The sequence below is a fragment of the Pseudomonas sp. TE3-3-F2023 genome (assembly GCF_036784815.1).
Classification (GTDB): domain Bacteria; phylum Pseudomonadota; class Gammaproteobacteria; order Pseudomonadales; family Pseudomonadaceae; genus Aquipseudomonas; species Aquipseudomonas pudica.
The window spans coordinates 3460708-3486338 of record NZ_CP145113.1; the positions used below are offsets into that span (position 1 = coordinate 3460708).

Sequence of the window (25631 nt, forward strand, 5' to 3'; positions counted from 1 at the left end):
AGCAGCTGTGTCCGAGGCCCCTCAGCGCTCCAGGCTGTACATCCGGCACTCCGCCAGCAGCGCCAGCAGGTTCGGCTCACGCTCCCGCGCCTTGAGGAACACCACGCCGATATGCTGCTGCAAGCGATATTGCGGCTTCAGGGCAATCAACCTGACCCGGTTTTCGTACACCGCCGCGATCCGCCCGGGCAGCAGGGCAAAGCCCACGCCAGAGCTGACCATGCTCAGCAGGGTGAAGATATCGTTCACCTGCATGGCCACCTTGGGTTCGAAGCCGGCCTGCTGGAACACCCGGGTGCCATCGCGGTGGGTGGCAAAGCCCTGCGTCAGGGTGATGAAGGTGGAGCCGGCCAGGTCGGCCAGGTCCACTTCGGCCTGCTCGGCGAAGGGCGAATCGATGGGCACGGCGAGGAAGATGTCGTCGGAGAACAGCGGCAACTGCTCGCAGGCCGGGTCGCTGACGCTTTCGTCGAGCGACACGAGGATGGCCTCCAACTCGTGATTCTTCAGGCGTTGCAGCAGGTCGACGTTGGAGCCAAGGGTCAGGTCGATGTTGAGTTCGCTGCGGCGCAGCTTGAGGCCCATGACCAGCTTGGGCACGGTTTTCACCGTCAGCGAGTAGAGCGCACCCAGGCGGAAGCGCTCGGCGTAGAAGCCGGCGGCCTCGCGGGTCTGGCGGACCATCTGCTCGGCGTCCTGGATCAGCTGCCGGGCCTTTTTCTCAAGCACGTAGGCGCTTTCCAGCGGGATCAGCTGGCGGCCTTCATGCTTGAACAGCGGGCAGCGCAGTGCGCTTTCCAGCGAGTGGATGGCGCGGTGCACGCTGACGGCACTTGTGGCCAGCTCCGCGGCAGCGCGGCCGAGGTTGCCGGTGCGCATGAAGGCGAGGAAGGTTTCCAGCTTCTTGAGGGTCAGTTCTTCGTCGATCAGCATGGGGGCCTGGGGTGTGCGGCTTGGGGGTTATGGTGGGTTTGAGATCGAGCGCCGCCCGCGCGGCGCCTCGATCTCAAACCCACCAGATACCTCAAGCCCGACGCTCGATCAACGCCCACAACGCCGGGTCGTTGAAATCATCGATCACCAACCCAGCCCCCGCCGCCAGCAACCGCTCCGGCGTCTGGGTAGTGGCCACGCCCACGGTAAAGATCCCCGCGCCACTCGCTGCCGCCACCCCCGGCAGCGAATCCTCGAAGGCCAGTGCCTGGTCGGCTTCGGCACCCAGCCGCTGCAAGCCGGTCAGGTAGGGCAACGGGTCCGGCTTGGGCCGTGCCAGTTCCTCGGCCACCAGCACATGCTCGAAGCGCTGGCCCAGGCCCATGGCGTTCAACATGTGCTCGGCGTTCAGCCGCGGTGCGTTGGTCACCACGCACATGCCGATGTCACGAGCCCGGGCATGCTCCAGCAGGCGCACAAGGCCCGGCATCGGCTCGAGCGACGGCGACATGTCGCGGAACAGCGCCTCCTTGCGGTCGGCCAGCACCTGGCATTGTTCGGCACTGGCACCGGCAAACAGCTCGGCGAACAGCTCGCCGTTGGCGCGGCCGCTGACCTGGGCATCGAACTGCGCCTGGCTCAGCTCGCGGCCGTCATGCTCGCGCAGCAGTTGGCGAAAGGCCTGCAGGTGCAGGGTGTCAGTGTCGGTGAGGGTTCCGTCGAGGTCGAACAGCAGGGCAGTCAGCATTGGGTATTCAGGTCCAGAAATCGTGGGCGGGCCAGAAGGGAGATTCTTTGCCTTTGGAGTTACGTGAACTTCGCGACTTCTGAGTGTACTGGAGTACGGCAGCCTTGGCAGAGCTGTGCTCGAACTCGAGGTTGGCGCCTGCGCATCGAGTCAGCAACTGCCAAAGCTGGAAAGGCAACCGAGTAACCGGCCGTTGGCACGCTCCGGCTTTCGAAGTTTGGTCATCAGTTCTGGTTGGCGTAGGTGGCTGGGCGCAGGTAGCTGATCTTCTGTACCTTGCCGTCGCTGTCACGGTAGGTGAGGGTGGCGATCTCGGCGTTGCCGGTGGTGTGGCTCGAAGCCTCCACAGCGATCACCTGGGCGATGTCCAGGTTCATGCCGTACTGGTACGCAGAGGCTGTCTGGGCGAAGGCGCCGACGCTGCTGCCGAAGGTCAGGGTGGCGAGAGTGATTGCTTTGATGATGTTCATGGTCATGCTCCGTTAGCTTGGGTAGTGGGATCAGCGACTGCTTGCTGCCTGGGTTTAATATTGCGCAATGATATTTAGTGCGCAAAATATATTTCCACTATCCGGTCTATTGGAGCGCTGCATCGCCTGAACGATGGTGCGGATCGCCGCGAGGGCTTCCCGCACACCGTCTTCCGCAGTCAGGTTCCCGGACCAGCCATATAGCCTTCAGCATCATTGCGGTAGTTTCGCGATCACCTTGATCTCGAAGTCGAAGCCCGACAGCCAGGTCACGCCGATAGCGGTCACCGTCGGGTAGGGAGCCTCACCCCAATACTCGGCCGCCACCTCCCAGATGGTCTCGAATTTCGAGTCCGGGTCGACCATGAAGATGGTCGTGTCAACCACATCCTCGAAACTACTGCCGGCTTCGGCCAGGATCGCGTTGAGGTTGGCGAAGGCCATGCGAACCTGCGCCGCGAGGTCCGGCTCGGCCGAGCCGTCCTTGCGGCTACCTACCTGGCCGGAAACGAACAGAAAACCGTTGGAACGAATCGCTGGCGAGTAACGGTGGAGCTCATACAAAGCATGGCGATCAGGCGGGAAGACGACATCACGTTTGCTGGACATTGCGTACCTCGTTCGGGGCGCTGGCGGCCCGGTGATTAGGGTGAAGCCACTATAAGAAAGGCCGCCGGCCTGAATAAACGGGCAGCGCTGGCCATGACTGTTTGTATAATCCAAACAATCCAGGCGCGAGTGAGACGTGGAATGGACCGTTTCGATGCAATGCAGGCATTTGTCCGCGTGGTGGAAACCGGCAGTTTCACCAAGGCGGCAGCCACGCTGCACATGAGCAAGACCACCGTGACGCAGCTCGTTCAGCAACTGGAAGCGAGGCTGCGTGTGCGCCTGCTCAACCGCACCACACGCAAGGTCAATGTCACCGCCGACGGTGCGGCCTACTACGAACGCGTCGTCCGGCTGCTGGTCGACATGGACGACGCCGAGACCAGTTTGTCCAGCGCGTCGATGACACCACGCGGGCGGCTGCGAGTCGATGTACCCAGCCCACTGGCGCGAATGCTGCTGATACCCGCCTTGCCAGGGTTCTTTGCACGCTATCCAGAAATTCAGCTGACTGTGGGCGTGAGCGATCGTATCGTCGACATCATTGGTGAAAACGTCGACTGCGTGGTGCGTGGCGGCGAGATCACCGATCAATCCCTGGTGGCAAGGCATGTGGGCGATTTGAAACTCGGCACCTATGCCGCGCCCAGCTATTTGCAGCGCTTCGGTACGCCGGTGCACCCCCGTGAGCTGGAGGAGGGCCGACACAACACCGTCGGCTTCCTCTGGTTTCGTACAGGCAAAGCCTTGCCCTACGCGATGCAGCGGGGCGAGGAGCGCATGGAAGCCCACGGCCGCTCGCAGCTGATGGTCGACGACGGCAATGCGTACCTTGCCGCCGGCTTGGCTGGCCTGGGGATAATCTGGCTCCCGCAGTACATGGCCAGACCGCACCTGGCCAGCGGCGAGCTGCTGCCGTTGTTCGAAGACTGGCAGATGACGCCAATGCCGATGTACCTGGCATTCCCGCCGAATCGCCATGTCAGCGCCAAGGTGCGGGTATTTATCGACTGGATGATCGAGTTGATGGCCGAGCATGCGCCTGTGGCTGGGTGAAACAGGGGTAAACCCATTTCGCCATCCAAAAGCATCAGCCTTTTCCCTGGAGTATCAGCCCAGCCATTGAACGCAGCCGTCAAGCCGTCGACGAAGGGGGCTGTTCAGCGCGCCCCGAAAAGAGTACAAATGTGCTCCATGGACAATCTAACCCCAAAACGCCGCGCCATCTTCGAGTTCATCCGTGAACGCATTGCCGATCAAGGCCAGCCGCCTAGCCTGGCCGATATCGCCACGCGCTTCGGTTTCGCCTCGCGCAGTGTCGCGCGCAAGCACATCACCGCCCTGTGTCAGGCCGGCTACATCGACGTCACGCCAAACCAGGCGCGGGGCATACGCCTGGCCGAACCGCTGCGCCGCCCGGAAATCCTCGAAGTGCCGGTGCTGGGCCAGGTGGCGGCAGGCGCCCCCATTGGCCCGGACCTCGACATTCACGAGCAGTTGCTGCTCGACCCCAGCCTGTTCCGCCGTACCCCCGACTACCTGCTGAAGGTGCGCGGCGACTCGATGATCGACGACGGCATTTTCGACGGTGACCTGGTTGGCATCCTCCAGCAGGCCGATGCCCGCGATGGCCAGATCGTGGTCGCGCGCCTGGACGGCGAGGTGACCATCAAGCGCCTGCAGCGCCAGGGTGGCAATTACCGGCTGTTGCCACGCAACCCGGCCTATGCGCCCATCGATGTGCGGCCTGAACAGGAGTTCTTCATCGAAGGCGTGTTCTGCGGCTTGCTGAGGCGTGACTGATGGGCGCGGTGGTCGACCTCGACAGGTTGCTCGACCAGCGCCGGGTATGGCGCGGTCGGCAGGCCCAGGCGCGGCCGCTCGGCCTGCAGCCCACGGGCCATGCCGCCCTTGACCAATGCCTGCCGGAAGGCGGTTGGCCCGCGGCTGCGCTCAGCGAGCTGTTGCTGGCCAGCCCCGGCTGTGGCGAATTGCAGCTGCTGTGGCCAACCCTGGCCCGCTTGAGCGCTGAGGCCAGCCGAATCGTGCTGGTGGCTCCGCCATTCATTCCTTACGCCCCGGCCTGGCAGGCCGCGGGGGTGGACCTGCGCTGGCTGGTACAGGTGGACGCCGCACCTGCCGATGCCCTGTGGGCCGCCGAGCAGTGCCTGCGCTCTGGCAGTTGCGCGGCGGTGCTGTGCTGGCCGGAACGAGCCGATGATCGCGCCCTGCGGCGCTTGCAGGTGGCTGCCGAAACCGGGCAGGCGCTGGCCTTCGCCTGCCGGCCGCAACAGGCGGCCCACAACCCTTCACCCGCAGCGCTGCGCATTGCCGTCGACACCCGTCCGGCACAATGGCGCGTGCTGAAAAGCCGTGGCGGCATGCCTCCGGCGCTGCCCATCGCCTGCCCGGGGCGGGGCTGATGCAACATGCTCTGGGCCTGCATCCTGTTCCCTCAGCTGGCGCTGGACACGGTCCTGCGTGAGCGTGACGACCCCGATACGCCCCTGGTGCTGCTTGGCGGGCCGACCCAGCGACGCGTGCTGCAGGCGGTCAACACGGCGGCGGCCGCGCTCGGCCTGCGGGCCGGGCAAACCCTGACGGCGGCGCGTGCGCTGGCCGATGGCTTCAGCTGCGTCGAAGCCGACCCCAGGCGCATCGACCAGGTGCAGCAGTTGCTGGCAGCCTGGGCCTACCGCTTCAGTGCCCAGGTCAGCCTGCACTACCCACGGGCGCTGTTGCTGGAGGTGGGCTCCAGCCTGCAGCTGTTCGGCCCCTGGCCGCTGTTCGAGGCACGCCTGCGCCAGGAACTGGCGGAACTGGGCTTGCGCCAACGTATCGTCCTGGCCAGCAACCCGGTGGCGGCGCGCATGCTCGCCAACGCTCACGATGGCCTGGCCGTGAGTGACGCCGATGCCACCCGTGCGGCGCTGCTGGGCATGCCCATCGAGCGTATCGGCCTGCCAGCCCAGGCTGCCGAGGCCTTTGCCCGCATGGGCCTGCGCCAGTTGAGCCAGGTGCTGGCCTTGCCCCGCGACAGCCTGGCCAGGCGCTTTCCGGCCCAGGTGCAACTGCACCTTGACCAGTTGCTCGGCCTGCGCAACCTGGGGCTGGGCTTCTACCAGCCGCCGGACCGTTTCGAGACCCGGCTGGAGCTGAATTTCGACGTCGAATCGCACCAGGCCCTGCTGTTCCCGCTGCGGCGCATGCTCAACGACCTTGCCGCGTTCCTCGCCGGGCGTGACTGTGGCGTGCAGCGTTTCTGCCTGCACCTGGAGCACGTCGAAGGGCCGGATACCTTGCTGAAGGTAGGCCTGCTGGCCGCCGAACGCGATGCCGCGATGCTGTTCGAACTGGCGCGCGGCCGCCTGGAACCGCTGCGCATTCCCGCACCGGTGCGCAACCTGCGGCTGGTTGCCGAGGACCTGCCACCCTTCGTGCCGCAACGCCAGGCATTGTTCGACCCGCGTGCGCAACAGGCGCAACCTTGGGAACAATTGCGCGAAAGGCTGCGTGCCCGCTTGGGCGATGAGGCGGTCAAGGGCCTGAGCGCGGCAGCCGATCATCGCCCTGAATGTGCCTGGCAAGCGGTAGAGCAGGGTGCCCAGGGCAACATGCCGGTCGTCCCTGGCAGCCGTCCTGGCTGGCTGCTGTCGGCTCCCATGGCGCTGGACGAAAGCGGCTATCGCCTGCAAGGCCATGCCGAGCGCATCGAATCGGGCTGGTGGGATGGCGGCGATGTGCGCCGCGACTATTACCGCATCGAAACCCGTGACGGCCTGCGCGGCTGGGCCTACCGCGACCTGGGCAAGGCCGGCCCGTTGTGGCTGCATGGCTGGTTCGCATGAACACCCCGGGGTATGCAGAGCTGCACTGCCTGTCCAACTTCAGCTTCCAGCGCGGCGCGTCGAGCGCCGACGAGCTGTTCCGGCGCGCGCGTGAACAGGGCTACCAGGCGCTGGCGATCACCGACGAATGCACCCTGGCCGGCATCGTCCGTGCCTGGCAGGCAGCCAAGGAACACCAGCTGCAGCTGATCGTGGGCAGTGAAGTGCAGTTGCAGGACGGCCCCAGGCTGGTGCTGCTGGTGCAGGACCTGGCCGGCTACCAGAACCTGTGCGCGCTGATAACCCGGGCCCGGCGGCGGGCGCAGAAGGGCGAGTACCAACTGTTTGGCGATGACCTGCAGCAGCACCATCAGGGCCTGCTGGCATTGTGGGTAGCCGATGACAGCGGCGATGCCACCTCCGGGCAGTGGCTGCACGGCGTGTTCGGTGAGCGCCTGTGGCTGGCCGTGCACCTGCACCGCGGCAGTGACGATACCTTGCGCCTTGAACGCTTGCGCGGCCTGGCGGCCAGGGTCGGCATCCGCGCCGTGGCCTGTGGCGACGTGCACATGCACGTGCGCGGTCGTCGCGCCTTGCAGGATTGCATGACCGCCATTCGCCAGCATTGCCTGGTGGCCGAGGCCGGGCGCTTCCTGTTTGCCAATGGCGAGCGGCACCTGCGCAGCCAGGCGCAACTGGGCGAACTCTATCCCGCCGACCTGCTGGCCGAGACCCTGGCCATCGCTGCGCGCTGCCAGTTCGAACTGAGCGAATTGAAATACCAGTACCCACGCGAACTGGTGCCCCAGGGGCATAGCCCGGCGAGCTGGTTGCGCGAATTGTGCCAGCAGGGTTTGCCGTCGCGCTGGCCAAACGGGCCGAGCCGCAAGGTGCGGGATGTGCTGGCCAAGGAGCTGGCGCTGATCGAGGAGCTGGGCTACGAAAGCTACTTCCTGACTGTGCACGACATCGTCGCCTTCGCTCGCAGCCAGCGCATTCTGTGCCAGGGGCGGGGCTCGGCTGCCAACTCGGTGGTGTGCTTCGTGCTGGGCATCACCGAGCTCGACCCCATGCAACACCACCTGTTGTTCGAGCGCTTCCTGTCGCGCGAGCGCAACGAGCCGCCGGACATCGACGTGGACTTCGAGCACGACCGGCGCGAGGAAGTGATCCAGTATGTATTTCGTCGCTATGGCCGGCACCGGGCGGCGCTCACTGCGGTGGTCAACACCTACCATGCTGCCGGTGCGGTACGGGATGTGGCGCGGGTGCTGGGGCTGCCGGCCGACCAGGTGGACGCCCTGGCCAAATGCTGCGGCCGCTGGAGCGATCGCATACCCGATGACCAGCGCCTGGCCGAGGCTGGTTTCGAGGCGGGCAGCCCTTCGCTGCGCCGGGTGCTGGTACTGGCCGGCGAACTGATCGGCTTCCCCCGGCACCTGTCACAGCACCCGGGCGGCTTCGTCATCTCGCAGCAACCCCTGGACGAGCTGGTGCCGGTGGAGAATGCCGCGATGCCGGAGCGCACGGTGATCCAGTGGGACAAGGACGACCTGGACATGGTCGGCCTGCTCAAGGTCGACGTGCTGGCGCTGGGCATGCTCAGCGCCTTGCGCCGTTGCTTCGACCTGCTGCAACGCCACCGTGGCCGGCACCTGACCCTGGCGACCATCCCCGGCGAAGACCCGGCCACCTACGCGATGATCAGCCGTGCCGAGACCATGGGCGTGTTCCAGATCGAGTCACGCGCGCAGATGGCCATGTTGCCGCGGCTGCAGCCCGCAAAGTTCTACGACCTGGTCATCGAGGTGGCCATCGTCCGCCCCGGGCCGATCCAGGGCGACATGGTCCACCCTTACCTGCGCCGACGGCTGAAGCAGGAGCCGGTGACGTACCCTTCGCCGCAACTGAAGGAAGTGTTCGAGCGCACCCTGGGTGTGCCGCTGTTTCAGGAGCAGGTGATGGAACTGGCGATGGTCGCGGCCGACTATACCCCGGGCGAGGCCGACCAGTTGCGCCGCAGCATGGCCGCCTGGAAGCGCCACGGCGGCCTGGAGCCGCACCGCGAGCGGCTGGTGCAGGGCATGTTGCGCAATGGTTACGACCTGGCGTTTGCCGAGCGCATCTTCGAGCAGATCAAAGGCTTTGGCAGCTATGGCTTTCCGGAATCGCACGCGGCCAGCTTTGCCTTGTTGTGCTATGCCAGCAGCTGGCTCAAGTGCCATGAACCGGCGATTTTCACCTGCGCGCTGGTCAACAGCTGGCCCATGGGCTTCTACAGCCCCGACCAGTTGCTGCAAGAGGCCCGGCGCCAGGGTATCGAGGTCAGGCCGGTGGATGTGTGCCACAGTGACTGGGACTGCACCCTCGAGCCTGAGCCTGGAGAAGTGCTGGCCATTCGCATGGGCTTGCGCCTGGTACGGGGCTTTGCCGAGGCCGACGCCAGGCGCCTGGAGCAGGCGAGGGCGCAGCGGCCATGGCGCGATGTCGAAGACCTGTGCCTGCGTGCCGGGCTCGATTCGCGGGCCCGGGCCCGGTTGGCCGATGCCGGCGCGCTGCGCGCCTTGGCCAGCGACCGGCACCAGGCGCGCTGGCAGGTGGCGGCGGTGCAGCCGCAACTGCCTTTGTTCGCCGATATCGAAGCCTTGCCGGAAAGCACCGTCGAACTGCCCGTTCCCAGCGTGGCAGAGGACCTGATGGCCGATTACCAGACCCTGGGTACCACGCTTGGGCCGCATCCCTTGACCTTGTTGCGCTCACGCCTGCGGGCGCTGGGCTGTCGCAGTTCGCGCGAGCTGCAAGGTGTCGGGCATGGTGACAACATTGCCGTGGCCGGGCTGGTGGTGGGCCGCCAGCGGCCACAGACCGCCAGCGGCGTGACCTTCGTCACCCTGGAGGACGAGCATGGCATGGTCAATGTGGTGGTGTGGCGGGAGCTTGCCGAACGGCAGCGGCGGGCACTGGTGGGGTCGCAGTTGCTCAAGGTCAGCGGGCGGCTGGAGCAGGAGAATGGCGTGCGCCACCTGATCGCGCGGCGGCTGGAGGATGTGAGCCAGTTGTTGCAAGGGCTGGACGTACGCAGCCGGGACTTCCATTGATCCCCGACACATGGCGCAAATCCTGATTTCTGCGCGGCCCCTGTGGTAGCGGCTTTAGCCGCGAACACCGGCGCAGCCGGTGCCATGCACCGCGTTGTATTCTTCGCGGCTAAAGCCGCTCCCACAGGGTACCAGGATCGCTTGCGAATTCAGTTCTGTTACACCATCGCCAACCGTTGCTTGCGTGTCGGTGCCGGGAACGCCCGGTCGATCGCCCGCAGGTCTTCGCTGGTCAGTGTCAACGAACCCGCAGCCGCATTCAGCCGCACATGCTCGGGCGCCACGGCCTTGGGGATGGCTATCAACCCGTCATCCCGGGTCACCCAGGCCAGGCTGACCTGAGCCGCCGTGGCGCCATGGCGCTCGGCGATTTGCGCCAGCACCGGGTGCTGCAGCAGGCGCCCGGCCTGGGCCAGCGGGCAGTAGGCCATGGTCGGCAGGGCGCGCTTTTCGCACCACGGCAGCAGGTCGAACTCGATGCCACGCTGGGCCGGGTTGTACAGCACCTGGTTGGTGGCGCAATCGGGGTTGTGCAGCTCGCGCAGGTCGTCGACGTCGAAATTGGAAACACCCCAGCGCTTGATCTTGCCTTGCTCGCGCAAGCGCTCGAAGGCCTCGACGGTTTCCTCCAGCGGGTGCTGGCCACGCCAGTGCAACAGATACAGGTCGATGCAGTCGGTGCCCAGGCGCGTGAGGCTGCGTTCGCAGGCCGCCGCCATACCGAGCCGGCTGGCATTGTGCGGGTACACCTTGCTGACCAGGAACACCTGGTCGCGGCGCCCGGCAATGGCCTGGCCGACCACTTCTTCCGCGCCACCTTCGGCATACATCTCGGCGGTATCGATCACGCTCAGGCCAAGTTCGATACCCTGTTGCAGAGCCGCCACCTCGGCCGCCTTGCGGGCCGGATCTTCACCCATGTACCAGGTACCCTGGCCGATGGCCGGAACGCTCGAACCTGCCAGTTTCACGTAACGCATGTCACCTCCGGTATGCGGGTATTGGTAAGCAGTACCTCAAGCAGCGCTTGCGCCGCCGTGGAAAGCTTGTGTTCGCTGAGGGCAATCACGCCGATGCGGCGCTCGACCGTGGGCTCGACCAGGGTCACGCAGCGGGCGCCAAGCTCCTGCATCTGGTTGATGCACAGTGCCGGCACGGCACTGACACCCAGGCCACTGGCAACCATGCGGCCGATGGTCGACAGCTGGTGGCTTTCGAAAGCCACCGCCAGTTTGCCGTGCTGGGCGGCCACGTTCTGTTCCATCAGCAGACGCACCGCCGAAGGGCGTTGCAGGGCAACGAAGTCTTCGGCCAGCAACTGTGCCCAGCTGACCTGAGGCAGCTGCGCCAAGGGCGAATCGGCGGGCACCACGGCGACGAAGCGGTCCATGTACAACGGGTGGAAATCCAGGCCATCGATGTTGTCCGGTTCGAAGCCGATGCCCAGTTCGACGCGACGATGGCGCACCAGTTCCTGCACCTGTTCGTTGATCACATCGTGCACCGTGACGTTGACCTTCGGGTAACGCTGGCGAAATACCTTCAGCGAGTAGGGCAGCAGGTTGCCAGCAAAGGCCGGCATGGCCGCCACCGAAACCCGGCCCAGTTGCAGGGTGAAACGCTGGCGCAGCATTTCTTCGGTGTCGTCCCAGTCGGCCAGCAGGCGCCGTGCCAGCGGCAGCAGCACCTCGCCCTCGGCAGTCAGGCTGACGCTGCGTGTGGTGCGGCTCAGCAGGGCGCCGCCAAGGTTTTCTTCCAGGGCCTTGATGGTCAGGCTGAGGGCCGGTTGCGAGACATGCAGGTGTTCACCGGCCTGAGCGAAGCTCTGGTACTTGGCCACAGCGACAAAAGCGCGCAGTTGCTTGACGTTCATGACAGGCCTTTAGGTTGTTTTGCAAAAGTTATCAATCGATGATGAAAACAAAATTAACAAATCAGTCGCTTGCGGTGAAGATGTCCTCACACGCTCACCGACAGCCTCGTCGGTTCAACAACTACAAAAGGCGGATCAGCATGGCCGGACTGGACAAGCGCGTTGCAACCTATGAACAGGCCCTCGAAGGCCTGACCGACAACATGACGGTACTGGCTGGTGGTTTCGGCCTGTGCGGCATCCCGGAAAACCTTATCAGCGAAATCAAGCGCCGTGGCGTCAAGGGCCTGACGGTGGTTTCCAACAACTGCGGTGTCGATGGCTTTGGCCTGGGCGTGCTGCTGGAGGACCGGCAGATCCGCAAGATGGTCGCTTCCTACGTGGGCGAGAACGCCGAGTTCGAACGCCAGCTGCTGAGCGGCGAGCTGGAAGTGGAACTGACCCCGCAAGGCACCCTCGCCGAGAAGATGCGCGCCGGTGGCGCCGGCATCCCGGCCTTCTACACGGCCACCGGCTACGGCACCCCGGTTGCCGACGGCAAGGAAGTGCGCGAGTTCAACGGCCGCAAGTACATCCTCGAAGAATCCATCACCGGCGACTTCGCCATCGTCAAGGGCTGGAAGGCCGACCACTACGGCAACGTGGTGTACCGCAACACCGCGCAAAACTTCAACCCGCTGGCAGCCACTGCCGGCAAGATCACCGTGGTCGAAGTGGAAGAGATTGTCGAACCTGGCGTGCTGTTGCCCAGCGAGATCCACACCCCGGGCATCTATGTGGACCGCGTCATCGTCGGCACCTTCGAAAAGCGTATCGAAAAGCGCACCGTCAAGGCCTGAGCGCCATCCACCAGAACAACAAAGAGATCCTGACCATGGCACTGACCCGCGAACAGATGGCGCAACGCGTCGCCCGTGAACTGAAGGACGGCTACTACGTCAACCTGGGCATCGGCATTCCGACCCTGGTGGCCAACTACGTACCCGCCGACATGGATGTGATGTTGCAATCGGAAAACGGCCTGCTCGGCATGGGCGAATTCCCCACTGAAGGCACCATCGATGCCGACATGATCAACGCCGGCAAGCAGACCGTCACCGCCCGCCGCGGTGCCTCGATCTTCGATTCTGCGCAGTCGTTCGCCATGATCCGTGGCGGCCATGTCGACCTGACCGTGCTCGGCGCTTTCGAAGTGGATGTGCAAGGCAATATCGCCTCGTGGATGATCCCGGGCAAGCTGGTGAAGGGCATGGGCGGCGCCATGGACCTGGTGGCCGGTGCCGAGAACATCATCGTCACCATGACTCACGCCTCCAAGGACGGCGAGTCCAAACTGCTGCCGCAGTGCAGCCTGCCGTTGACCGGCGCTGGCTGCATCCGCAAGGTGCTGACCGACCTGGCCTACCTGGAAATCGAAGACGGCGCCTTCATCCTGCGCGAGACTGCGCCAGGGGTGAGCGTTGAAGAAATCATCGAGAAAACCGCCGGCAAGCTGATCGTGCCGGATGATGTGAAGGAAATGACCTTCTAATCTATCGCCGCACACCGCCCCTGTAGGAGCGGCCTTGTGTCGCGAAAGGGTTGCAAGGCAGCCCCGCGATTTTGGCATCGATGCCGAGATCGAGGGGTCGCGTTGCGGCCCTTTCGCGACACAAGGTCGCTCCTACAGGGGTTTTGCGTTTGCTGATGTATCCGATAAAACCAATAAAAGGAATTGAACTGTGGCCGCTGAAATCCAAGACAGCCGTTCCGCGCGCTTTGCCTTGCGCTGCTCCAACTGGGCCGAACGCTGGTTCCCCGATTCCTGGGTGTTTGCCGCCCTGGCGGTGCTGCTGGTGTGCATCGGCGCCCTGGCCATGGGCGCCAAGCCGACCGATACCGCCAAGGCCTTTGGCGATGGCTTCTGGAGCCTGATCCCGTTCACCATGCAGATGGCCTTCGTGGTCATCGGCGGCTATGTGGTAGCAAGCTCACCGCCCGCGGCGCGGCTGATCGACCGCCTGGCGCGCATCCCCGGCAATGGCCGTTCGGCAGTGTGCTGGGTGGCGCTGATCTCGATGCTGGCATCGCTGCTCAACTGGGGCCTGTCGCTGGTGTTCGGCGGCCTGCTGGTGCGCGCCCTGGCCCGCCGCACCGAGCTGAAGATGGACTACCGCGCCGCCGGTGCAGCCGCCTACCTGGGCCTGGGCGCGGTGTGGGCGCTGGGCCTGTCTTCGTCGGCGGCGCAACTGCAGGCCAACCCGGCCAGCCTGCCACCGTCGATCCTGTCGATTACCGGGGTGATCCCGTTCACCGAAACCATCTTCCTCTGGCAGTCCGGCGTGATGCTGGCGGCGTTGGTGGTGGTCTCGCTGGTCATCGCCTACGCCACGGCCCCGGGCCCGAACAGTGCGCGCAGCGCCCAGGACTGCGGAGTCGACCCAAGCTTCACCGCGCCACCGGCACCCCAGCGCACCCGCCCGGGCGAATGGCTGGAACACAGCCCCATTCTGATCCTGCTGCTGGTGGCCCTGGCCGCCGGCTGGCTGTACCAGGAGTTCGCCACCAAGCCGGCGATTACCGCCATTTCCGGGCTGAACACCTACAACCTGTTGTTCATCATGCTCGGTGCCTTGCTGCACTGGCGCCCGCGCAGCTTCCTCGATGCGGTGGCGCGTGCGGTTCCGACCACCACCGGGGTGCTGATCCAGTTCCCGCTGTATGGTTCGATCGCGGCCATCCTCACCCAGGTGAAGGGCGTCGACGAGCAGACCCTGGCCCACCACATTTCGATGTTCTTCACCCAGATCGCCACACATGACACCTATGCCGTTTTGATGGGCGTGTATTCGGCGGTGCTGGGCTTCTTCATCCCTTCGGGCGGTGGCAAGTGGATCATCGAGGCGCCGTACGTGATGCTGGTGGCCAATGACCTGCAGTACCACCTGGGCTGGGCAGTGCAGATCTACAACGCCGCCGAAGCCTTGCCAAACCTGATCAACCCGTTCTACATGCTGCCGCTACTGGGGGTGCTGGGGCTCAAGGCACGTGACCTGATCGGCTTTTCGTTCGTGCAGTTGCTGGTGCACGTGCCGCTGGTGCTGGTGTTGCTGTGGGCATTGGGCACGACGTTGCAGTACCTGCCGCCGGTGATGCCGTAAAGTCGGAGCCGCTGCGCGGCCCATCGCTGGCAAGCCAGGCTCCCACATTGGCTGCATTGGCCCCAAGCCATGCGCAGTACCTGTGGGAGCCTGGCTTGCCGGCGATGGGCTGCAAGCAGCCCCAGCATTTCCCTGGCGGTCCACGTATCATTACCAGGCTGCCTTCGCCTGGGAAAACCGCGTCACATGTCTATCCGATTGAAACTGCTGCGAAAGAAACTGGGGATGACCCTGGAGCTGCTGGCCGACAAGACCGGCATGACCAAGAGCTACCTGTCCAAGGTCGAACGTGGCCTGAACACCCCCTCGATCTCCGCCGCGCTGAAGCTGGCGCGGGCACTGAATGTCAATGTCGAAGAACTGTTCGCAGAAGAGCAGGCCGGCCAGAGCCGCTACAGCCTGGTGCGCCATGGCGAGCGCCAGGCCCTGGTGGGTGACGGGGCAGGGCCGGGGTACGCGGCCCTCACCAGCCAGGTCGGGCAGCGCAGCCTGCTGCCGTTCCTGATCCAGCCGCCGACCGAGTTCAGCGACCCCACGTTCAAGGAACACCTGGGCGAAGAATTTCTGTTCGTCCACGCCGGCCAGGTGGAGGTGGACTTCATGAACGAGCGGGTGCTGCTGGAGCAAGGCGATGCCCTGCATTTCAATGCCCAGACACCCCACCGGCTAAGGTCAGTGGGACCGCTGCCGGCACAGTTGCTGGTCGTGGTACACCACGCAGACGAGTAACACGCTGGGGCAAGTGCCCCCACGGCCTTGCCTTTCTCAGCGATGAAACGTTGGCGCCACCAAGACAGCACCCTTTTCTCAACTTGTGCGTCGATATTTTGACGATACTGTTGGTCGCCTATTGAATTTTATTATAGTGTCGAATCGTTGACGCAATGTCATTGTGTTCATAAGCTCAATTCAACAGTGAAACAACTCCCGGATACCACGCCAGCAAATAGTTGATTTTCCTCTTTACAGGAGGGGGCGTATGCGCACGGCTCTGATTATCAAATCGATGTTTTTGCTGGCGCTGTTGAGTGGCGCGGCGCGTGCGGCGGATATGTATATAAATCAGAACAGTATCATCCCTGTTTCAACCGCAGGGTGGTTCTTTGCATTTGCTGTCGTTGGCTTTGTGGCAGTCGCCAACAGGAAACAGATCTGAGTCCGCCAGCCTGGGTTTAACCCTTGACACCAGCGGCCCGGGGCCTGGCTTGTCAATTCCCCAGCCGTTGCTATATTGCCAGTAGCCCGTGCAGGTCCACGGTTGCAGGCAGCACAGCGTCAAGGCAAGGCCTCTGGAAGATCGAGGCCATCGCGGTTGGTGTATGCCGCGAAGCGGAGCGAGAGTTGGTGTGTTGTTCTCATTCAGTGCTCTTTTTCGGGCCGTTTCGGCCGGAGGGACCCTCATGGTGCGTTCAATGTTTGCCGCGTTCTGCATGCTGATGGCGTGGTCTGGTGCCGGTAAGGCCGACCCTAACAATGCTACCTACCTGCTCAGCCCCGGCGATGTGGTGATGGTTTCGGTATGGCAGGAAGATAGCCTGCGCCAGGAAGCCACCGTACTTCCCGATGGCAGTATCACGTTCCCCCTGGCCGGGCGCATCGATGTTGCCGGGCTGGATGTGACGACCGTTGAAAAACAAGTGGCTGCCAAACTCGAGAAGTTTCTCCCCGACCCGAACGTCAGCGTTGTCGTCAAGAGCATTGCCGGTAATCTGGTCTATGTACAAGGCAAGGTGATCAAACCCGGGCCGGTACAAATGGCAGGCCCTACGGCAGTGCTGCAGGCCCTGAGCATGTCTGGCGGCCTGGACAAGTTTGCCGATGAAAGCGAAATCAAGGTGGTGCGTGGCACCGGAGCTTCCCAAAAAATCCTGCCCGTGCGATATAGAGACCTGGTGTCTGGCCGGGATATGTCCACCAACATCCAACTGCAGGCTGGCGATACGCTGGTCGTTCCTTGATCTTGCCTTCAATAAGAACACTTAATGCCTCTTCTAAGAACAACTAGCATTGCAACGGCAATCTTGGTGTTGCCGTTTACGGACACAGTCCTGGCAGCAAATTGGCAGTCTACGGTGGTGGTACCGACATCCGTCGAACATGACAGCAACCCCTTGCTGCTGTCGTCGGGTGAAAAGGGCATAACGCGCACGATCATCGCGCCGGATTACACCCTGATCGGTACCTTCGACCGTGACGAACTAAGGTTGGGGCTGGGCATGAACGTATTACGCTCATCCGACACGGCGGTGGTCGACGACCGTGAGGACCCCGACGTCAGCCTGGGCTGGCAGCGCCAGACCGAGCGCGGGCGGTTCGGCCTGCTGGCGCGTTACAACGAAAGTTCGACGCTTTCGGGAACGGTGCTGGATACCGGCGTGGTCACCACCGATGGCACGCAAAAGCTGTATACGCTGGGCGGCAACTGGAGCCAGGCGGTTACCGAACGCAGCACCCTGAGCAACGAAACCACGTACAACCGTGCACGTTATGACATCAGTACGCTGACGGGTTACGAAGAACTGGGCAACGTGTTCACCTGGACCTACGCCTGGAGCGAGCGGGCCGATCTGTACAGCCGCTTTGGCGCCCGGCGCTATGAGCCCGAGCAGGACCAGACGGCGACGGCGTCCAACAGCTACAGCCCGGCGGTCGGGGTCAAGTACCAGCTCTCCGAACGCCTCAGCGCCGACGCGCATGTGGGTGTCACCGAGGTTTCCGGTGACGAAGGTGGCCGACGTGGGGAGGGTGGGGTAGCGCTGCTGTATACCGGTGCGCGCGCCGTCGCCAGCTTCACAGCAGAACGCAGCACGGTGGCCAGTGCCGAAGGCGGCTTCGCCGAGCTGGACCAGGTGCGCGGTGTGTGGAGTTATGCCGTCAGCGAATTGACCCGGGTGGGCGCGGACGCTGCCTGGCAAGACAGCAAAGGGCAGACCCCCAACACCCTGCAGACTTACAGCGTGTGGGCCAGCCGCGAGTTTTCGCCGTACTGGGACCTGCGCCTGTCGCTGATGTACAAGGAACGGCAGCAGGATCACGAAGCCGATGCGAACGCTACTATCGTGGGTTTGACGTTGACGTACAGGTACCCCGACATCTGAACTTCAGGCAGGTGGCCCCATGAAGTCCGACTACGAGCTCTCCCTCAGAGATTACATCGCCATAATCAAGGACCGGGCCCTGTTATTGGGGTTGAGCATCGCAGTCATCCTGGCCGCGACCGTGGCAGTCGCGGTGATGGTGCCGCCGATCTACCAATCGACCGGCACCATCCTGGTGGAGTCGCAGCAGATTTCCCCCGAGCTGGTGTCGACCAACAACACCAGCTTTGCCGATGAACGCATCGAAGTGATTCGCCAACGGGTGATGACCCGCGAAAATCTGCTACGCATCATCGACAAGTACAACCTGTTCCCCGACAAGCGCTTCAGCGATAGCGACAAGATTGACCACATGCGCAGTGCCATCGTGGTCGAAACCCTCACCACCTATGTACGCGGGCGCGGCGAAGCGACCGTGGCGTTCAATGTGTCCTTCGAGCACAAGCAGCCCGAGGTGGCCAAGGAAGTCGCCGACGAGTTGGTCACGCTGTTCCTCAACGAGAACCTCAAGCAGCGTACCGAAAGGGCCAACGAAACCACCGAGTTCCTCACCCAGGAAGCGAACAAGCTAGGGGCCGAGCTGGCCAGCCTGGAAAACCAGCTGGCGGATTTCAAGCAGGCCCACGCCAATGCTCTGCCCGAGCACCAGACCTTGCGCATGAACATGCTGTCACGCTCGGAGCTGGAGTTCCGCGAGGTCGACCGTGATTACAAGGCCGCCCAGGAAGAGCTGCGTTACCTTGAGCTGGAACTGTCCGCGGCCAGTGCCGGGCTGGCCACCAAGGCCGGCGAAGGGCCCAGGGTGGCCAGTGCCGAGCAGCCCCAGGACCTGCCCAGCCTGAAGGCCGAGTATGCCCGGCTGCTGAGCCGCTACAAGGAAGCCCACCCCGATGTGGTGGCGGTCAAGCGCAGGATCCAGGCGCTCGAAGCCAGTGGCAATCGCACGGCTGCGGCCTCCACGGTCGGCCTCGATGTCGCCCGCGTGCGCGCCAAGATGAGTGCGGCACAGGTGCGCATTGCTTCGCTGGCCGAGCAGAAGCGCGAGCTGACCCGCAAGATGGAAGGCTACGAGGCCGAGATCCTCGAGGCGCCGCAGGTCGAGCGTGGCCTGGTGACCTTGATGCGTGACCACGACAACGCGCGCAAGAAGTACGAGGAAATCCGCGCCAAGGAAATGGGCGCGAAGATTACCGAAAGCCTGGAGCAGGAGAACAAGGCCGAGCGCTTTGTGCTGCTGGAGCCACCGCTGATGCCCGAGAAACCGATCAAACCCAACCGCAAGAAAATCGCTGCGCTGGGCCTGGTGCTGGCACCGGCAGGTGGCGGTGCGCTGGTGATGCTGCTGGAAATGCTCAACCAGCGCATTCGCGGCGTCGGTGCCTTGGAAAACCTGCTGGGCAGGAGGGTGCTGGTGGCGCTGCCATACATCGATACCAAGGCCGATGTGGCCAGGCGCAAGCGGTGGCGAAATTGGCTGATCCTGGCGGCACTGGTGCTGGCGACTATCATGGTGGTGCTGGTGCACGTGTTCTACATGCCACTGGATGTGCTGTTGCTCAAAGTCATGTCTCGGTTTGCATAGGAAAGCAGTGATGGACAGGACCAAGCCGGCTGTTGGCAATAATCTTCACCAGGTTACCCCGGGCACTCCGCAGGCCTTGTCACCCGCACCTGGGACGGCGCTGGCGGAAGTGCCTGGCCAGTTCGATTACGTTAACACCAAGGTGGTGCCGCTGCGCGCGGAGCACCTGGAGCGTCACCGTATCGTCGCCTACAACAAGAACTCCCACATGAACGGGCCGATCGACCTGCTGCGCACGCAAGTGCTCAGGACCATGGACGAGAATGGCTGGCGAACCTTGGCCATCACCTCGCCAACTCCTGAAGCGGGCAAGACGGTGCTGTCGATCAACCTGGCCATGAGCATTGCCCACCACACCACCAAGACCGCTTTGCTGGTGGACTTCGACCTGCGTCGGCCCAAGATCGGCAGCACCCTGGGCCTACCCATGGACCAGGCGTTGAACGAGTTTCTGACCGACAAGGCCCTGCTGCAGGACTGCCTGGTCAACCCGACCTTGCCTCGGTTCGTGGTACTACCCACACGGGTACCGGTGCCACTGTCTACCGAGATGCTGTCATCGCCCAAGGTGAACAACCTGATCAGCGAACTGCGCAACCGATACGAGTCGCGCATCTGCATTTTCGATTTGCCACCGCTGCTCAGCTCTGACGATGCGATCACCGTGATACCCAAGTTCGATTGTGTGCTGCTGGTGGTGGCCAACGGTATGAACAACAGGAAGGAAATCGAGGATTGCCTGCATCACCTGGCCAGGGTGAACCTGGTGGGGACGGTATTGAACAAGGCTGACGAGCAGCCTCGGACCTATTATTGAGGCACAGGATCCTGGGGCTGCGTCGCAGCCGATCGCCACACAAGGCCGCTCCTACAGGTACAGCGCATACCCTTAGTTGACGGGGTTTCCTGTGGGAGCGAGCATGCCCGCGAAGCAGGCAATGCGGTGGATGGCACCGGCTTCGCCGGTGTTCGCGGGTAAACCCGCTCCCACAGGTATGGCGCTTGGCTTCAGTTGGTGGGTAGCGAGCCCCACAATCTCAGCTGTGGCGCTGAGCCCAGGGATACTGCAACTCCCACTGCCACGCGTGCTGCACAATCGGCTCCAGTGCGGCAAACTCCGGCCGCCAGCCCAGCATGCGCATGGCCTTGCCAGCATCCGCCACCAAGCGGGGCGGGTCGCCGGGGCGGCGGGGCGCGTCGAGGGTGCGGATCTGCCGGCCAGTCACCGCCCTGGCCATATCGATCACCTGCTGCACCGAAAAGCCCAGCCCATTGCCCAGGTTGAACGCGGTTCGCTCGCCACCCGACAGCAGGTAATCCACCGCCAGCGCATGAGCCGCCGCCAGGTCGGCCACATGCACATAGTCGCGTATGCAGGTACCATCCGGCGTGTCGTAGTCGCGGCCAAATACCGTTACCGCATCACGACGGCCCGAAGCGGCCTGCAGGATCAACGGGATCAGGTGGGTTTCCGGGTCATGGCGCTCTCCCAGCTGGCCTTCCGGGTCTGCTCCCGCTGCGTTGAAGTAACGCAGGCATACCGACTTCAAGCCGTAGGCCCGGTCGAAGTCCTCGAGAATCTGCTCGACCATCCATTTGCTCAGCCCGTACGGGTTGATCGGCCCCTTGGCATGCGCTTCGTCGATCGGTACGTACTGCGGGTTGCCGTAAACGGCCGCGCTGGAAGAAAACACCAGGTGCCTGATACCGGCATTCACCATGGCCTGCAGGAGGGAAAGGGTGGCCGAGACATTGTTCTGGTAATACTTGCCGGGCACGCTGACCGACTCGCCCACCTGGATGAACGAGGCAAAGTGGAACACGGCATCGAAACGGCAAACCCCGAACAGCACATCCAGGGCGGGTTCGTCGGCGATATCCAGTTTTGCCCACTGGATGCCGGGGCCGGGCGAGACCAGGTCCGCCACCACCACCTCATGGCCCGCAACGAGCAAGTGCTTGACCATGTGCGAGCCAATGTAGCCTGCGCCACCGACAACCAGAAACTTCATCCATGCCTCCCGGACTCTGCTGTTGTACAGCCGCGCTTTTCAGCTACAGGTCTGTGGTGAGGGTAGATGGCCATATGCCCTATTTCAAGAACAGCCAGTTGGACATGTACTTGCCGTCGAACGTGATGCTGTAGTGCCCATCCTGGTAAGCCATCGGCAACGGTTTCAACTGTGCCTGCGCATCCCGTGCGAACAGCTTCAGGCCAGCAGGTGCCTTGATGCGCAAGGTGCCGGTAAACGGCTCGACGTTGAAGGGTGTCTTGTAATCGCCCTTGGGCACGGCACGGGTACCCAGCGACAGCAGCAGTTCGTGCGACTGGTCCAGGGGGTTGCCGTCCAGGCTTTGCACCACGACGCTGGCGTACGGCGTTCGTGCTTGCACCTGAATGGTGCCCAGGCTGATCGAACGACCTCCCAGCCACCCGGTGGCGGCCTGGGTCAGCGGTGTGTCGATGGTATAGATGCCCTGTTGCCAGTTGCGCTTGAGCTCGCCCGTGTCGCTCAGCGCTTCTGTGGCGTCGGCTGGCAGCAGTGACTGCCCGGGGTCGTGCAGTACCTGCGCACCGGCAGGGATGGCGGCGGGTTTCAGCCAGGGCAACTCCGGCGTCTGTGGCAGGGCGATCTGCAGTTGGCCCTTTTCCATGGCCGTGCGCAGCAGCGGTGAATTGCGCGGGGTGATCTCCTGGTTGTACAGGGTGGCGGGCGTCGGCGCGAACACATAGCGGGTAGTGGCCGGCTTCACGTCCGCACGGCGATAGAGCAGGGCGGCAGCGGGCAGGGTGGCGATCATCGCCGGGTCGTTGTAGGCGTGCCAGTTGTCCGCCGTGCGCCAGCCAGGGTTGAAAGCCTGCTGGCTGTAGGCGTATTGCAGCATGGCATCCCAGCCCTGGTGGGCAGCGTTACCGGCCACGTAAAGCGGCAGAGAGTGGCGGTCGGGCAGCGGGAAGGGTTCGGCGTTCCACTCAGTGACGGTCAGTGGTTTGCCGACTACCTGCGCGGCGGCGAGCCAGTCGATCATGCCGTCGCTGGTCAACGGGTTCTTCTCCAGCTGCCCGTTGGCACCGTAGGCATGGGCATCGATGACATCGCCTGCAGTCAGTGCCGGCAGTGCGCTCAGGCCATTGCCGCCCCAGGTGCTGGTGGTGGCGATCGGCACTTTCACGCCGAGGCCGCGCAGGTGGGCGATCATGTCGGCGTTGAAGCGCTGTTCCAGGTCGTTGAGAAACAGCTTCGAAGGGCCATGCTCCCAGGCGCGCCAGGTGAGGTCGGTGGGCAGGTCGTACTGTTTGGCGAAAGCTTTGGCCGCTTCCATGTAGCGGTCGCTGTGGTGCGGTACGTCCTTGTTCGGCATCAGGGCATTACCATAGTGCTGGGTGAGGTCGTTCTCATTGGTGAGCAGTATGGCGGCGATGGCCGGGTCGTCCTTGTAGGCCACGCCGGTGTATTCGTTCACATGGGTCAGGTACTGTTCGGCAAAGCGCTTCATTGCCTGTTGGATACTGCGGTTCACATACGCGTAACCTTTCAGGTCGATGTGGTCCTCGCCCTTGGCCAGTTCCTTGAAATCATCGATGTTGTCATTGGCGGTGAGTGCCCGCTGCACGTGCAGGTCCAGCCAGATATAGATACCCTCGTCCTTGAGCGCCGTGATCCACAGGTCGAGCTTGCGCAGCGATTCGGCACTGAGCTGCTGGGTATCGCGCACCAACGTGCCGTCGCCAAACACGTTCGGGCTGACCCAGGGCGAATCGTGGTGATGCAGGCGCACCAGGTTGAAACCCAGTGCCGACAGGCGCTTGGCCTGTTGGCGGATTTCTTCGTCGGGGCTCTTGAACAGCGAATAGGCGGACAGGTTGGTGCCCCAGAAGCGCACCGGGGTGTTGTTTTCGAACATCAGCTGCTCGCCGACAGCCTTGACGAAGCCGTGCTTGCCGGCAGGCTTTTCCGTGGCATTGAGGAATGACAGGTCTACTGGCGAGGTGCGCCAGTCCAGTTGGTCGTCGGGCCAAGCGGTTGGGTCGGCCAGGCCGAAGCGTTCGCTGGGCGTGGGCCCCAGCTCGATGTCGCCGGTAATGTTCAACATCGCCTTGATCTGCTGCCGACCGGCGTTGATCGGGTCGCTGTAGATGAACGCACGCAGTTCGGACGGGTTGCCGCGCTCGAAATACACCTTTTCCAGTGGTGGGTCGAAGCGCATTTCGATGCGCCGCCCCTGGTCAGCCTTGCCCCATGACCAGCCACGGTTGCCGGGCAGCAGCTGCGGGGTGCCCATCTCTCCGGCTATTTGCGCTGGGTCGAACTGGAACACCATGCCGCCGCCCATTACTCCGGCCTGGCGGCTATGGGCGTCGAGGTCGAAGGCCCAGCTCAAGGTTTGCGCCTGCTCCTTGCGGATATCCGCCGCAAGGTCGAAGTCCAGTTCCTTGTTCTTGCCCTGCAGCACGTAGTGGTAGGGGCCAACTACCTTGAACGTCGTGGCAAAACCGGTCCAGCTCCAGTTGGCCGCCCAGAAATCGAACTTGGCTTTCATCACCGGCCCACCGCCGCGGGTCACCGTGGGCAGGCCGTTCTGTTCATCGACACTGGCTTGCCACGCTGATGCCCAGCCGGTGAGCGGTAGCAAGGCCAGGCCGGCAATGGCCGAAACCCGCAGCAGGGTTTGAAAACCCCGGTTGCGCAGGGGGAGCAGGCTCATGAGCGTCACCTTGGTTGAAGGCCGGGGTCGGCCAGCGCGATGGCCTGGCTGTTGTGCAGCCTGCGGACCATCTGGATGTAGGCCACGCCCAGCCCGGCGACAGTCCAGTACACCACCGGGATGAAGGTGATGCTGCTGACGGTGAAGATGATCACCAGGATGCCGATCAGTGTCGCCAGCAATGTCCGGCCGAGCTGGCGTTGTTCGTCGTCCTTGTCGGGGAAACTGCGCATGGCCTTGCGGATACCGTGTAGTACGGTGGCGAAGAACGCCACGAACAGGCCAAGCCCGACCAGCCCGACCCGCAGCGCCAGGTTGATGTAGGTGTTGACGATGTCGATGATGCCTTCACCCTGGATCATCGATTGCATTTCCGGGGTGTTGCGGAAGTCGAACGAGCCGAACAGCGGGTTGCGCTGGATGACGATCCACGAGTTGTCCATCAGCCGTTCGCGGTAGGTGATGTTCTCTTTCTCGAGGCTGCCAATGAACGGCAGCATGTCCAGTACCTTGTCGCCACCGGGCACGATGGTCAGCAAGGGCAGGGCCAGCATGCCGGCCGCAGCGAGCAGCGCCAGGCGCCTGACCGCACCTTTGCCCAGGGCGATGAACACCACCACGATGACCACGGCGCCGATCCACGGGCCACGGGACAGTGGTGCGAACAGCCCGGCGGCCAGCAGCAGCGAGCCCAGCGCACGGTGCAGGGGACGGCGCACGTAACCTTGAACGAACAGGAACAGGCCTATGGCCACGCTCATCACATAGCCCAGGGCGATCGCCTGCCCGGTGGTGACGCTGGCGCGCAGCGATCCGCCACGGCTCAGGTAGCCGGACATGCTCCATGGCACGCCCATGGCGTCGACCAGAGCGCTGTACAGCAGCCAGTGGCGCACGTACTCGGCCACACCGATCAGGGCCAGGACGAAGGAGGCAAGCACGAAGGCCAGCAGGGTGTCCTTGAAGTCGCTGATCTGGCGCAGGCCACGGCTGGCCACGTAATACGGCAGGAACACGTCGACATACAGATACAGCGTCTGGCGCAGGGTGTCGGTCAGGGTGGTTTCGCGCAGGTACAGCACACTCATCAGCAGCAGGCCGGCCGCCAACAACCTGTCGGGCCAGGTGCGGCCGAAGCGCAGGTTGTCGCCTTGTCGGCGCAGAGCCAGTGCCGCCGGCAGCAGCACGCACAGGGTCAGCAGGCGGATATGGTTGAGATCGACCAGGTAATTGACCACGCCAAACCCGGGCACCTGCACCGAAGCCGGCGGGACCAGGAACAGCAGCATGTAGAACAGCGCCATGGGGTTATGTTCGCGGCGCCCGGCGATGTACAGGATGACGGCGCCAGCGCCCAGGTAAAGCCAGAAGCTGTGCGAGAAGAAGGCCAGCAGGGTAAGCAGGAACCACAGGTTGCGCCGGCGCTTGAAGTCGCTCAGCGGGACCAGGTCGGTGGCAGGCCGCCGCGCCAGCAGGAAGACCACGCTCGCCAGAAACAGGATGACGATCAACGCACGAAAATGTTCAGGCATTGGCTATGTGCACC

At 63.6% G+C, this 25631-nt stretch carries 23 protein-coding genes and 1 pseudogene; 15 read left to right on the top strand and 9 right to left on the bottom strand.

The window, feature by feature from the left end; genetic code table 11:
• Positions 1 to 21: 21 nt before the first annotated feature.
• A complete protein-coding gene (locus V3314_RS15555) occupies positions 22 to 933 on the bottom strand; it encodes a LysR family transcriptional regulator (RefSeq protein WP_338459228.1) in 912 nt (303 codons plus the stop codon).
• Positions 934 to 1024: 91 nt separating this feature from the next.
• Positions 1025 to 1681, bottom strand: a complete 657-nt coding sequence (locus V3314_RS15560; RefSeq protein ID WP_046614261.1) for an HAD family phosphatase — start codon at positions 1679 to 1681, stop codon at positions 1025 to 1027.
• A gap of 53 nt (positions 1682 to 1734) precedes the next feature.
• Between V3314_RS15560 and V3314_RS15565 the strand changes: the two are divergent.
• Positions 1735 to 1886: pseudogene (locus V3314_RS15565) on the top strand (LysR family transcriptional regulator); the annotation flags it as partial.
• Positions 1887 to 1905: 19 nt separating this feature from the next.
• Here V3314_RS15565 and V3314_RS15570 read toward each other — a convergent pair.
• Positions 1906 to 2151, bottom strand: a complete 246-nt coding sequence (locus tag V3314_RS15570) for a DUF2790 domain-containing protein (RefSeq protein WP_052970511.1) — start codon at positions 2149 to 2151, stop codon at positions 1906 to 1908.
• A gap of 213 nt (positions 2152 to 2364) precedes the next feature.
• Complete coding sequence (locus tag V3314_RS15575; protein ID WP_135002736.1) at positions 2365 to 2760, bottom strand: RidA family protein; 396 nt, start codon at positions 2758 to 2760, stop codon at positions 2365 to 2367.
• Positions 2761 to 2901: 141 nt separating this feature from the next.
• Here V3314_RS15575 and V3314_RS15580 point away from each other — a divergent pair, with 141 nt between their 5' ends.
• The 5 genes from V3314_RS15580 (at position 2902) to V3314_RS15600 (ending at position 9685) form a co-directional block, all read left to right on the top strand.
• Positions 2902 to 3816: a LysR family transcriptional regulator gene (locus tag V3314_RS15580; protein ID WP_338459230.1), complete on the top strand. Its 915-nt coding sequence runs from the start codon at positions 2902 to 2904 to the stop codon at positions 3814 to 3816.
• 129 nt (positions 3817 to 3945) lie between these two features.
• Positions 3946 to 4563, top strand: a complete 618-nt coding sequence (gene lexA, locus V3314_RS15585) for a transcriptional repressor LexA (RefSeq protein WP_177421299.1) — start codon at positions 3946 to 3948, stop codon at positions 4561 to 4563.
• Positions 4563 to 5183 carry a translesion DNA synthesis-associated protein ImuA gene (gene imuA, locus V3314_RS15590; protein ID WP_025339259.1) on the top strand — a complete coding sequence of 207 codons (621 nt, stop codon included), beginning with the start codon at positions 4563 to 4565 and terminating at the stop codon, positions 5181 to 5183. The genes lexA and imuA overlap by 1 nt, the downstream gene beginning before the upstream one ends.
• 6 nt (positions 5184 to 5189) lie before the next feature.
• Positions 5190 to 6608, top strand: coding sequence for a DNA polymerase Y family protein (locus tag V3314_RS15595; protein WP_046614257.1), 1419 nt, complete (start codon positions 5190 to 5192; stop codon positions 6606 to 6608).
• A complete protein-coding gene (locus tag V3314_RS15600; RefSeq protein WP_046614256.1) occupies positions 6605 to 9685 on the top strand; it encodes an error-prone DNA polymerase in 3081 nt (1026 codons plus the stop codon). The genes V3314_RS15595 and V3314_RS15600 overlap by 4 nt, the downstream gene beginning before the upstream one ends.
• A gap of 158 nt (positions 9686 to 9843) precedes the next feature.
• Here V3314_RS15600 and V3314_RS15605 read toward each other — a convergent pair whose 3' ends face one another.
• Together V3314_RS15605 and V3314_RS15610 are read right to left on the bottom strand one after the other, a co-directional pair.
• Positions 9844 to 10665, bottom strand: coding sequence for an aldo/keto reductase (locus V3314_RS15605; RefSeq protein WP_338459231.1), 822 nt, complete (start codon positions 10663 to 10665; stop codon positions 9844 to 9846).
• On the bottom strand, positions 10653 to 11558 hold the full coding sequence (locus tag V3314_RS15610; protein ID WP_338459232.1) for a LysR family transcriptional regulator: 906 nt from the start codon (positions 11556 to 11558) through the stop codon (positions 10653 to 10655). The genes V3314_RS15605 and V3314_RS15610 overlap by 13 nt, the downstream gene beginning before the upstream one ends.
• A gap of 140 nt (positions 11559 to 11698) precedes the next feature.
• Between V3314_RS15610 and V3314_RS15615 the strand changes: the two genes are divergently transcribed.
• The 9 genes from V3314_RS15615 (at position 11699) to V3314_RS15655 (ending at position 20195) form a co-directional block, all read left to right on the top strand.
• Positions 11699 to 12397, top strand: a complete 699-nt coding sequence (locus tag V3314_RS15615; RefSeq protein WP_015270421.1) for a CoA transferase subunit A — start codon at positions 11699 to 11701, stop codon at positions 12395 to 12397.
• 35 nt (positions 12398 to 12432) lie between these two features.
• A complete protein-coding gene (locus V3314_RS15620) occupies positions 12433 to 13089 on the top strand; it encodes a CoA transferase subunit B (RefSeq protein ID WP_025339254.1) in 657 nt (218 codons plus the stop codon).
• Positions 13090 to 13279: 190 nt separating this feature from the next.
• Positions 13280 to 14698 carry a TIGR00366 family protein gene (locus V3314_RS15625; protein WP_046614253.1) on the top strand — a complete coding sequence of 473 codons (1419 nt, stop codon included), beginning with the start codon at positions 13280 to 13282 and terminating at the stop codon, positions 14696 to 14698.
• 186 nt (positions 14699 to 14884) lie between these two features.
• A complete protein-coding gene (locus tag V3314_RS15630; protein ID WP_046614252.1) occupies positions 14885 to 15427 on the top strand; it encodes an XRE family transcriptional regulator in 543 nt (180 codons plus the stop codon).
• Between the two features lie 250 nt (positions 15428 to 15677).
• Positions 15678 to 15854 carry a hypothetical protein gene (locus tag V3314_RS15635; protein WP_200899999.1) on the top strand — a complete coding sequence of 59 codons (177 nt, stop codon included), beginning with the start codon at positions 15678 to 15680 and terminating at the stop codon, positions 15852 to 15854.
• Positions 15855 to 16098: 244 nt separating this feature from the next.
• Positions 16099 to 16656, top strand: a complete 558-nt coding sequence (locus V3314_RS15640; protein ID WP_046614251.1) for a polysaccharide biosynthesis/export family protein — start codon at positions 16099 to 16101, stop codon at positions 16654 to 16656.
• A 24-nt stretch (positions 16657 to 16680) separates the two neighbouring features.
• Positions 16681 to 17796 (top strand): hypothetical protein, encoded by a 1116-nt coding sequence (locus V3314_RS15645; RefSeq protein WP_046614250.1) that lies wholly within the window; start codon positions 16681 to 16683, stop codon positions 17794 to 17796.
• A 19-nt stretch (positions 17797 to 17815) separates the two neighbouring features.
• Positions 17816 to 19378: a Wzz/FepE/Etk N-terminal domain-containing protein gene (locus tag V3314_RS15650; RefSeq protein ID WP_338459233.1), complete on the top strand. Its 1563-nt coding sequence runs from the start codon at positions 17816 to 17818 to the stop codon at positions 19376 to 19378.
• A 10-nt stretch (positions 19379 to 19388) separates the two neighbouring features.
• Complete coding sequence (locus tag V3314_RS15655) at positions 19389 to 20195, top strand: CpsD/CapB family tyrosine-protein kinase (RefSeq protein WP_338459234.1); 807 nt, start codon at positions 19389 to 19391, stop codon at positions 20193 to 20195.
• Between the two features lie 220 nt (positions 20196 to 20415).
• On the opposite strand, the gene galE is transcribed toward V3314_RS15655, so the two are convergent.
• From galE to V3314_RS15670, 3 genes are all read right to left on the bottom strand, one after another.
• Positions 20416 to 21390 carry a UDP-glucose 4-epimerase GalE gene (gene galE, locus V3314_RS15660; protein ID WP_046614247.1) on the bottom strand — a complete coding sequence of 325 codons (975 nt, stop codon included), beginning with the start codon at positions 21388 to 21390 and terminating at the stop codon, positions 20416 to 20418.
• Between the two features lie 79 nt (positions 21391 to 21469).
• The gene (locus tag V3314_RS15665) at positions 21470 to 24085 is read right to left on the bottom strand and encodes a cellulase family glycosylhydrolase (protein WP_338459235.1); all 2616 of its coding nucleotides are present in this window, start codon (positions 24083 to 24085) and stop codon (positions 21470 to 21472) included.
• A gap of 5 nt (positions 24086 to 24090) precedes the next feature.
• Positions 24091 to 25617, bottom strand: a complete 1527-nt coding sequence (locus V3314_RS15670; RefSeq protein ID WP_338459236.1) for an O-antigen ligase family protein — start codon at positions 25615 to 25617, stop codon at positions 24091 to 24093.
• Positions 25618 to 25631 lie beyond the last annotated feature (14 nt).

Excerpts from the sequence above, each read along its gene's own strand:
- V3314_RS15555 (WP_338459228.1), bottom strand. The coding sequence starts at position 933 with ATGCTGATCGACGAAGAACTGACCCTCAAGAAGCTGGAAACCTTCCTC.
- V3314_RS15560 (WP_046614261.1), bottom strand. The coding sequence starts at position 1,681 with ATGCTGACTGCCCTGCTGTTCGACCTCGACGGAACCCTCACCGACACT.
- V3314_RS15570 (WP_052970511.1), bottom strand. The coding sequence starts at position 2,151 with ATGAACATCATCAAAGCAATCACTCTCGCCACCCTGACCTTCGGCAGC.
- V3314_RS15575 (WP_135002736.1), bottom strand. The coding sequence starts at position 2,760 with ATGTCCAGCAAACGTGATGTCGTCTTCCCGCCTGATCGCCATGCTTTG.
- V3314_RS15580 (WP_338459230.1), top strand. The coding sequence starts at position 2,902 with ATGGACCGTTTCGATGCAATGCAGGCATTTGTCCGCGTGGTGGAAACC.
- lexA (WP_177421299.1), top strand. The coding sequence starts at position 3,946 with ATGTGCTCCATGGACAATCTAACCCCAAAACGCCGCGCCATCTTCGAG.
- imuA (WP_025339259.1), top strand. The coding sequence starts at position 4,563 with ATGGGCGCGGTGGTCGACCTCGACAGGTTGCTCGACCAGCGCCGGGTA.
- V3314_RS15595 (WP_046614257.1), top strand. The coding sequence starts at position 5,190 with ATGCTCTGGGCCTGCATCCTGTTCCCTCAGCTGGCGCTGGACACGGTC.
- V3314_RS15600 (WP_046614256.1), top strand. The coding sequence starts at position 6,605 with ATGAACACCCCGGGGTATGCAGAGCTGCACTGCCTGTCCAACTTCAGC.
- V3314_RS15605 (WP_338459231.1), bottom strand. The coding sequence starts at position 10,665 with ATGCGTTACGTGAAACTGGCAGGTTCGAGCGTTCCGGCCATCGGCCAG.
- V3314_RS15610 (WP_338459232.1), bottom strand. The coding sequence starts at position 11,558 with ATGAACGTCAAGCAACTGCGCGCTTTTGTCGCTGTGGCCAAGTACCAG.
- V3314_RS15615 (WP_015270421.1), top strand. The coding sequence starts at position 11,699 with ATGGCCGGACTGGACAAGCGCGTTGCAACCTATGAACAGGCCCTCGAA.
- V3314_RS15620 (WP_025339254.1), top strand. The coding sequence starts at position 12,433 with ATGGCACTGACCCGCGAACAGATGGCGCAACGCGTCGCCCGTGAACTG.
- V3314_RS15630 (WP_046614252.1), top strand. The coding sequence starts at position 14,885 with ATGTCTATCCGATTGAAACTGCTGCGAAAGAAACTGGGGATGACCCTG.
- V3314_RS15635 (WP_200899999.1), top strand. The coding sequence starts at position 15,678 with ATGCGCACGGCTCTGATTATCAAATCGATGTTTTTGCTGGCGCTGTTG.
- V3314_RS15640 (WP_046614251.1), top strand. The coding sequence starts at position 16,099 with ATGGTGCGTTCAATGTTTGCCGCGTTCTGCATGCTGATGGCGTGGTCT.
- V3314_RS15645 (WP_046614250.1), top strand. The coding sequence starts at position 16,681 with ATGCCTCTTCTAAGAACAACTAGCATTGCAACGGCAATCTTGGTGTTG.
- V3314_RS15650 (WP_338459233.1), top strand. The coding sequence starts at position 17,816 with ATGAAGTCCGACTACGAGCTCTCCCTCAGAGATTACATCGCCATAATC.
- V3314_RS15655 (WP_338459234.1), top strand. The coding sequence starts at position 19,389 with ATGGACAGGACCAAGCCGGCTGTTGGCAATAATCTTCACCAGGTTACC.
- galE (WP_046614247.1), bottom strand. The coding sequence starts at position 21,390 with ATGAAGTTTCTGGTTGTCGGTGGCGCAGGCTACATTGGCTCGCACATG.
- V3314_RS15665 (WP_338459235.1), bottom strand. The coding sequence starts at position 24,085 with ATGAGCCTGCTCCCCCTGCGCAACCGGGGTTTTCAAACCCTGCTGCGG.
- V3314_RS15670 (WP_338459236.1), bottom strand. The coding sequence starts at position 25,617 with ATGCCTGAACATTTTCGTGCGTTGATCGTCATCCTGTTTCTGGCGAGC.